Below are 8948 nucleotides of genomic sequence, written 5' to 3' on the forward strand. Positions count from 1 at the left end.
GCGCAGGGCACCGTCGACTTCCTCACCGCGCACGACCCCCAGGTACTGCCGCTGCTCGTCGTCCAGCCGGTCCTCCTCAAGCCGCAGCAGGTCCACGTACCCCAGGATCGACCCGAGCGGGGTCCGCAGCTCGTGGCTCACGAGCCCGACGAACTCGTCCTGGATGCGCTCCTCCTCGTGGCGGGCGGTGACGTCGGTGGCGACGACGAGGAAGCCCGCGGGGAGGTCCGACACGGCCCCGGAGCGCGCGGATCGCTCGGTCACGGTGAGCTCGAGGTACCGGCGCTCCCCGTCGGGGAGCATCACGGGCCACTCGGCGACGTGGGTGGCTCCTGTGACCGCGGCGCCCAGCACGACCCGGTTCGCCGCGACCCTGTCCGGGGCTCGTCCCGTGCCGGGGTCGTCGTCCGCCTCGGCCAGCCGCGCGGCGAGGGCCGCCGGTTCCACGAGCTGCGACACGTCGAGGCCGATCAGGTCCTCCTCGGCGCGCGCGAGCACCCGCAGGGTGCCCGGGCTGACCCAGACGATCCTGCCCGAGACGTCGGTCGCCACGAAGCCCTGCTCCGTCGCGGCGGCCATGATGCCCCGCAGGGCGTCCCGGGACTCGCGCAGGTGCCGCGCCGCGGTAGCGAGCTCGTCGCGCGCACGACCCAGCTCCTGGGCCTGGCCGCGCGCCACCCCCACGAAGCCGTGCGTCCCGACCGCCACCAGGCCGAGCACCAGCAGCACCACCAGCGCGTGCATCGCGGGATGGACCCGCTCGACGGCCGTGACCGGCAGCAGGATCGGGCCGAACAGGACCAGCACCGAGCCGCCCATCGCCAGCACCGGCCCCCAGGCCTCCCGCTGCAGCGCCAGGCTCACGACCGGGAGGAACAGCAGCGCGTCGAAGCTCGCCAGGACCAGGCCGGAGCCGACCTCCAGCGCACCGATCGCCACCATCTGCGTCAGGGGGAGCACGCACCGCCAGCCCGGCGACCACCGGTCCCAGCGCCCGAGGCTGCCCGCCAGCTGCACCGCGACGACCAGGGCCACGGCGAGCGTGAGCCACACCGGGTCCCCGTCGACCCCGCTGATGCGCAGGATCACCAGCACCACGAGGAACGAGACGGAGAGCGGAAGCTGCCGCAGCCCCACGGCGTCGTCGGCGAACCACGCGCCCCAGACCCGGTCAGACGTCCGACCGAGACGGTGGACCAGGTCTCGGGTCATCAGGGGCCCGCCCCCGCACCGCCCCGCCGGACGTTCTGGTGCGCGGCGGGGGCCCGCGGGGTCAGCAGCGAGGACAGGTCGACCGGGGCGCCCGAGTCCTGCCCGTCCACGGCGGGCGTCGCACGCACGGCCGACGACCGGGCGAGCGTCTCGCTGGCCCGGACCGTCTCCAGGGGCTCGACCTCGCGCGCCGGGCTGAAGCGCGCCCAGTACCGCGCCGTCGCTCGCACCACGTCCGGCTGCATGTACTCGCGGTGGGCCTGCGACACGTAGGCCGCGAGCATCCGCAGCTTCGCCTCGACGAAGCCGTCGACGTCCACGAACCGGTTCGGGGCGAAGGCCACGGTCGAGGACGGGCTCTGGAAGCACCACAGGCTGGGCACCTGGCGTGCCGCGATCTGCACCGCCCCGTTCACCGCCCGGTGGTCCTGGTGCCGGTCGTTCGCGCTGTGCGTGTACACGCGGTGCGGGTCGACCTCGGCGACGACGTCCTCGATCGCCCCGATCACGCCAGCGGCCGGGTCGATGTGGGTGTCCGGGAAGTCGAGGTGCACCAGACGCGCGCCGACGACGTCCGCCGCCGCGAGCGCCTCCTCGTGCCGTTCCGCGGCAAGACCGCCCACCGAGCCGCCCGAGAGCGTCAGGATCACCAGCTCGTCCCCCGCCGCCCCGTGGGCCGCCAGGGTGGCGCCCACCCCGATCTCGACGTCGTCGGGGTGGGCGCCGACCGCCAGGACCCGTTGCCGCGACGACTCCCGCACCCGGCGGGCGCGCTGCGCGAGCTCGGTGGCCCGTTCCACCACCGTGGACGCCGCGACCGGCTTGACCAGGAAGTCGTCGGCCGCCTCCCGCAGGGCGGCGACGGCGTGCGTCACGGTCGGGAACGCGGTGACGATCATGATCGGCAGGGTGGGGTCGATCGCCCGGACCTCGGGCAGGATGTCCAGCCCGGAGCGTCCCGGGAGCTGGATGTCGCTCACGAGGACGTCGTAGGTCGAGCGCCTCAGCGCGGCCAGCGCCTCCTCGGCGTCGGTGGCGATGTCGACGTGCATGCTCCCGTACCGCGCGAGCGCGATGCGGACGAACTCCGCCGAATCAGGGTCGTCCTCGAGCACCAGCGCACGGAAAGTGTCGTCGGACACCGGCTCTCCCCTCACAGCTCCCGCCTGGTCAGACCGTACGCGCCGTGCGTCGTGGACGCGCGACGACGGGTACGGGCGGTGCTCACCGACCGGCCGCGACGACCTCCCACGGCCCGTGCCTCGACGCGCCGGGCTCCTGGTCGCGGGTCCACCACCGCGCCTCGTACCGCACGCCGTCGTGCTCCACGACGTCGCCGTCGTCGAAGATCCGCGACTCCGTCCACACCGCCGTGCCGTCGCCGGCGCGGACGAGCTCCTGCCACGACCCGGTCGCGGACGCCGACGGCTCCTGGCCGCGCGTCCACCAGGTGGCGGCGAACTGCCCGCCCTCGTGGAAGACGACGTCGCCGTCGTCGTAGGTCGCCCTCGCGTCCCACGCGGGCGCGGCGTCGCCGGGCACCTTCGCCAGCACCTCGACCTCGCTGACGACCAGGTGCGTGTCCGGGTGCGCCGTCATCACCACGCGCACCGCGTCCGCGCGCACGTCCGCGGGGACCTCGGCCACGAGCGTCCCGTCGTCGGTCGACGCCTCGCCGACGGGCTGCCAGGCCCCCTCGACGCGCGCCTCGACGGCGACGTCGGTGGCCCAGCTCCGGTGCGAGCCGTCCCGGTAGAACCGCGTCACGACGCCGGTGACATCGCGCGTGCCGGGCAGCGTCACGGTGAGCGTGTCCTCAGGGTTCTTGGCGTCGGAGCGCCAGTTGGACCAGCCCTTGTCGGACGTGTCGCCGTTGATGACGCGCGACGCCGGGTACCCGGGCTCGGTGGACGTGGCGGCCGCCGTGGTGCCGTCGGCCAGCGCGGCGTTCGCCTCGCCCGCCGGGGTGACCAGCACCCGCACCGTGGCGGGCAGCGTGCCGCCCGCGCCGTCGTCGGCGGCGCCGGTCAGCTCGACCACCCCGAGCTCGTCGAACGCGCCCGAGGGCACGTCGTCCCAGGTCACCGGGCGCTGCACCTCGCCGCCCCCGGCGGCGAGCGCGGTCACCGTGGCGGGCAGCCCGACCTCGGCCGCCGGCTCGCCCTCGTAGGCCTCGGCGCGGGCCGTCTTGGTCCGCTCGAGCGTGTCGACCAGCACGGTCGCGGTCGCCTCGACGGTCCCGCCGGCCGGCACCTGCACGGTGCCGCCGACCGAGACCGTGCCGGCCCGCGCCCACGCGTCGTCGCCGGGCAGGTCCCACGTCACGGGCAGTTCGCCGCGCGCGCCGCCCGGGTACACGGGCGTGACGACGTCCGGCAGCACCGGCGCGACGCCCGGCGTGGTGAACACGTCCACCGGCTCGGTGCCGAGCACGGTCTCGTCGACCACGGCCCAGCGCTGGTTGGCGCCGGACGTCGCCCGGTAGGTCCCGACGGGCGAGCCGTCGGCCGTGGCCTCGCCGCCCACCTCGAGCAGGGTGCGCGACGACGCGTTGACCAACGTGTACGTGCCGTCGCCGGTGGTGGACAGGATCCAGCGCGCGGCCGCCGGGGTGTCGGCGGGGTCGGCCGGGGCGTCCGCGAGCACCGCGGAGGTGTCCTCGCTCACCGCGAGCTGCTGCCCCGTGGCCACGTTCGTCACGGCGTACCGCGTGCGGTGCGAGCCCGAGCCTTCGGGGGCGCCGAGGTCCTCGAGGGTCCAGAGCTGCTCGGCCGCGGCCGGGTCGTCGGTCGCGACCTGGAGGGCGTCGCCGTCAGGCGCCAGCGAGCGGCCCGACTGCGCGCCGTCGAGCCGGACGACGTGGCCGTCCAGCGCCAGCGGCGCGTCGTCCGCGACACCCGAGACGCCGTCGACGACGAACGTCGTCACCGACTCCGCCGGCACGGTGACCGTGGCCGCCGCGTCCTGCACGGCCACCGGCTCGCCCTCGACGAGGTACCCGTCGGTGCTGGTGGTCACCGGCGTGACCGTCGCGCCCGCCGTGGTCGCGAAGCCCGACAGGTCGAGCGTGACGTCGCGTGCCGCCGTCGTGTCGTTGACGTGCACGACGGTCGCGGCGTCGCCCGCGGCCGAGACCGCGGCCGTGCTGTCCGTGTCGTCCACCCCGACCAACCGGTCCCCGGGCGCGATGTAGTGCGTGAAGTTCTGGGTGACCCAGTACTTGGTGTTGGTGTAGATCGGGCAGGTCTCGAGCGTGTCGTCCCCCGCGCAGGAGAACGAGAGCTGGATCTCGCCCCAGTTGCCGCCCTCGGGGCTCTCGCCGCCGGGCGCCATGTTGTCGTAGTCCTCCACGGGCTGCCAGAACACCCACGCGGACGGCTCCAGCTCGCGCAGGTCGTCCACGATCTGGTGCGCGCTGCCCAGGCCGGACTCCATGGACTCGAAGTCCTGCCCGGTGCTCGACCAGGAGCCGCCGACCTCGCTCATCCACAGGGGCTTGTCCTCGCCCTTGGCGATGTCGCGGACCGTGGTGCGCTGGCCCGTGCCGTACGTGTGCACGTTGAGCTGCGACACCTGGTCGCGCACGGCGTCCGGGTAGGAGTTCCAGTTGGTGGCGAAGCGGCCGGGGTTGGTCTCGTCCATCGCCGAGATCACGGCGCCGGTGCCGGAGCCGTCGAGGGCGTCCGCGAGCGCCGGGACGACCTGCTGCTGCAGCTCCGGACCGATGTGCGCGCCCTCCTGGCGGCCGCCGGTCGGGTTGCCGTCCGCGCCGAGCTGGGTGCCCCAGTAGTTCGTGTTCGGCTCGTTGAACGGGTCGATCGTGTCGACGTCGATGCCGTGCGCGTCCTCGAGGCGCTCGACGGCGCCCACCAGGTACCGCGCGAAGTCGTCGACACTCTCGGCCTTGAGCTGGTCGGCGTTCGCGTCGAAGTTCCCCGACACGTACCCGGACTCGGTCATGAACCACGGCGGGGAGTTGCTGAAGGCCTCCCAGTGCGTGACGTCGTCCTTGATCCGGTCCACCCACCAGCGCTGGGTGGCGTCGGCGTCCGCGTCCCAGTGGTCCGGGTCCGCCGGGTCCCACCAGTCCACGTCCTCGCGCGTGGTGCCCTCGGGCGCCTTCCACCAGCCGTCGACGGCGCCGCCCGCGCGCAGGTAGTCGGGCACGTCGGGGGCGTTGCCACCGCCGACGTTGTAGCGCGCGATGTTGAGGTTCAGCCCTTCGTCGCCGAACACCATGTCGGCGAGCCGGTCGCGGATCTCGTCCGGGTAGCCGCCCGTGGCGTTGGCGAACCACACGAGGCTGGTCCCCCAGCCCTCGAACGGTTCCCCCGCGTACGACGGGTCGGGGCGGACCGTCACCCCGGGGGCGTCGGCGACGGCCGCGCGGACGGCCCCCGTGGCGGGTTGTGCGGACGCCGCGGCCGGGACCAGGCCCGCGGCCAGCAGCGCGCCCGCCGCCCCGGCGGCGAGCCGTCGTCGGGTGTTCCTTCTCGTCGGGCTCATCGGTGAACCTCTCTCTCGCGTCGGTGCGATGGGTGGGGTCGTGCGACGGGTCGTGCGGGTCGGTGGTGCGGTCAGTCGGTGCAGTCAGTCGGTGCGGCCGGCCGGTGCGGACGGCGGGGCGAGGAGGAACGCGGGCGCGGCGAGGCCGGCGTCGGCGAACGCGGTGCGGACGTGCGCGACGACGGCGTCGACGTCGCCCTCGCGCACCAGCGCGAGCGTGGAGCCGCCGAAGCCGCCGCCCGTCATGCGGGCGCCGAGCGCCCCGGCGGCGACGCTGGCGTCGACGGCCAGGTCCAGCTCGGGCACGGTGACCTCGAAGTCGTCGCGCAGCGACACGTGGGAGGCCGTCATCAGCGGCCCGGCCTGCTCGTACGCTCCCGCGCGCACCAGCTCGGCGACGTCCGCCGTGCGCGCCGTCTCCGTGACGACGTGCCGCACCCGGCGGCGCAGCACGCCGTCGGGGTCGTGCGGGGCCAGCGCGGCGAGGGCCTCGTCCAGGGCCACGGGGCCGACGTCGCGCAGGCTGTCGCGGCCGAGCAGCGCGGCCGCCCGCTCGCACGACGCGCGCCGGGCGGCGTACTGCCCGTCGACGAGCCGGTGCGGCGCCCGGGTGTCGACGGCGAGCAGCGCCAGCCCGGCCGACGCCAGGTCCCACGGCAGCGGGACGGCGTGCTCCTCAGGCGGCAGCCCAGGGCGGAAGTCGAGCAGCAGCGCCTCACCCGCGCGGCACAGCAGGGAGGCGGACTGGTCGAGCCCGCCCGTCGCCGCGCCGGCCACGTCGTTCTCGGCGCGCACGGACGCCTCGACCAGGCGGGACCGGCCTGCGACGGAGCCGCCCAGGCCGAGCCCGTGCACGTCGTCCAGCGCCACGGCGACGGCGCTCTCCAGCGCCGCGGAGCTCGACAACGAGGCGCCGAACGGCACGCAGGAGTCGACGGCGGCGTCGAAGCCGCCGACCGGGTGCCCCGCCTCGCGCAGCGCCCACGCCACCCCGGCCAGGTAGGCGCCCCAACCGGAGACACCGCCGGCCGCACCCCCGTCCGCGCCGACGTCGGCGAGGTCCGCCTCCCACAGGCCGTCGGCCTGCGCCGACGCGAGGCGGACGACGTCGTCGGGGCGCGGCCGCAGCGCGACGTACGTGCGGTGCGGCAGCGCGGTGGGCAGGCACAGACCGGCGTTGTAGTCGGTGTGCTCGCCGATGAGGTTCACGCGGCCCGGCGCGGACCACACGCCGAGGACCGGGCCTCCGGCGGCGTCGCCGCCGAACACCCGGGCGAAGACGTCCCGGGCACGCCGGGCGCCCTCGGCCGGCGACCACGCGACGTGCCACCCGGCATCGTCCACGGGCTGCGCCCCCATCAGGCCTCCGTCGGGCCGAGGTCGGGGGCCGCGACGAACCGCGCGCGGGGCGCGGCGGCGCCGTGCAGCTCGAGCAGCACCAGCTCGTTGCCCTCGGCCCGCAGGAGCGGGCCGGGCACGTAGAGCGTGCCCGTGGGCCCCTGGCTCGAGTACCGGCCGAGCAGCTCGCCGTTGACCCACACGAGGCCGCGGGTCCAGCCGGCCAGGCGCAGGAAGTGGTCGACGCCCGCCACGGAGGCGAACGTGCCGCGGTGGAACGAGGGCCCGGCGACGGGCCCGCCGACCTGCCCGTCGAGCCGGCCGGCGTCGTCCGCGGCCGCCCACACGGCGTCGTCCAGGAGCGCCGGGGCGTCCTCGAGCCGCAGGGGCACGGCCTCCCAGTCGGTGAGCTCGCGGGTGGCGGTGCGCACCGTCCCGACGATCCCCTTGGGCTCGCCGATCCGGGGGCCGTAGTTGACGCGCCCCCGGTCCTCGACGAGCAGCGTCAGGGTGCCGGCCCGCCGCGGCAGCGGCAGCGACCAGGCGTGGGTGGTGCGGTCGAGCACGCCCACCGGGTCGCCGTCGAGCGCGACGACGGCGCGGTCGCGCACCTCCTCGACCACCAGGACGGCGTCGTCGGCCGTGACCCGCGTGCCGTACAGCGCGAAGCCGGACCACTGGCGCAGGTCGTCCATCGTCGGGGGCTGCGGGGCCGACGTCCGCGACCTCCGCCCTGACACCAGGTCCAGGACGGCATCGAGCGCCACCCGCCGGTCGAGGACGACGTCGAGCTCCGGGGCCGGGGCCGGCTCGAGGGGCACCTCGTCGGGCACCGGCGCGTGCTTGGCGATCACCGCGCGCAGGGCGTGGAACTTCGCAGTGGGGCCGCCGTGCTCGGACAGCGGGGCGTCGTAGTCGTACGACGTGGTGATGGGCAGGTACGTGCCCTTGTCGTTGGCCCCGTTGGTCAGCCCGAGGTTGGTGCCGCCGTGGAACATGTAGAGGTTGACCGACGCGCCCGCACCGAGCAGGTCGTCCAGGTCCGCCGCCGTGGTCTCCGGCGCGGTGACGTGGTGCTCGAGCCCCCAGGAGTCGAACCAGCCGTCCCAGAACTCCGTGCACATCAGCGGCCCGGTCGGCTGGTGCCGCCGCAGCACGGCGAGCCGCTCCAGCGACCGCGAGCCGAAGTTGGCGGTCTTGTGCAGCTCGGGCAGGCCGCCGAGCGACAGGTGCTCGTCGTCGGCCTGGTCGCACGTGAACAGGGGCACCTCGATGCTCTGCTCCCGCGTGAGGTCGACGAGCGCCCGCAGGTAGCGGATGCGCTCGTCGGCGGGCACGCCCGGGTAGGCGCCGTACTCGTTCTCCACCTGCACCAGGAGCACGGGGCCGCCGCGCGTCACCTGCCGCTCGGCCACCAGCGGCAGCAGGTGCGCATAGTAGGTGCCGATGGCCGCGAGGAACGCGGGGTCGTACCGCCGGACCCCCGCGCTCCCGCCGGCGAAGAGCCAGGCCGGCAGCCCGCCCCCGTCCCACTCCGCGCAGATGTACGGCCCGGGACGGACGATCGCGTGCAGCCCCTCCGCCGCGACCAGGTCCAGGAAGCGGCCGAGGTCACGCCGTCCGGCGAGGTCGAACACGTCGGGCTCGGGCGCGTGGAAGTTCCACGGCACGTACGTCTCGATCGTGTTCAGCCCCATCAGCCGCGCCTTGCGGATCCGGTCCGCCCACTGGTCGGGGTGCACGCGGAAGTAGTGCAGCGCCCCGCTGATCACCTGGTAGGGGCGGCCGTCGAGCAGGAAGTCCCGCTCGCCGATCTCGAACGTGGGCATGGGGCGGAAACCTCTCCGGGTCGGTGGGGGGCGGAGGTCGGGCACGAGCGTCCCCGGGGTGGG

5 protein-coding genes are annotated in these 8948 nt (G+C 75.2%); all 5 read right to left on the bottom strand.

What is annotated here, in order from left to right:
- Positions 1-1212, bottom strand: a 1212-nt coding sequence (locus tag ACFWEK_RS14845) for a histidine kinase dimerization/phospho-acceptor domain-containing protein (protein ID WP_430554538.1), incomplete at its 3' end; no start/stop codon positions are given.
- Positions 1212-2354 (bottom strand): PIG-L family deacetylase, encoded by a 1143-nt coding sequence (locus ACFWEK_RS14850; protein WP_430546279.1) that lies wholly within the window; start codon positions 2352-2354, stop codon positions 1212-1214. The genes ACFWEK_RS14850 and ACFWEK_RS14845, both read right to left, overlap by 1 nt.
- An 82-nt stretch (positions 2355-2436) precedes the next feature.
- Positions 2437-5718, bottom strand: coding sequence for an RICIN domain-containing protein (locus tag ACFWEK_RS14855; protein WP_430554539.1), 3282 nt, complete (start codon positions 5716-5718; stop codon positions 2437-2439).
- An 84-nt stretch (positions 5719-5802) separates the two neighbouring features.
- On the bottom strand, positions 5803-7077 hold the full coding sequence (gene galK, locus ACFWEK_RS14860; protein WP_430554540.1) for a galactokinase: 1275 nt from the start codon (positions 7075-7077) through the stop codon (positions 5803-5805).
- The gene (locus tag ACFWEK_RS14865) at positions 7077-8885 is read right to left on the bottom strand and encodes a beta-galactosidase (protein WP_430554541.1); all 1809 of its coding nucleotides are present in this window, start codon (positions 8883-8885) and stop codon (positions 7077-7079) included. The genes galK and ACFWEK_RS14865 overlap by 1 nt, the downstream gene beginning before the upstream one ends.
- Positions 8886-8948: the final 63 nt, after the last annotated feature.

This window comes from Isoptericola sp. NPDC060257, assembly GCF_042726645.1.
Classification (GTDB): domain Bacteria; phylum Actinomycetota; class Actinomycetes; order Actinomycetales; family Cellulomonadaceae; genus Isoptericola; species Isoptericola nanjingensis.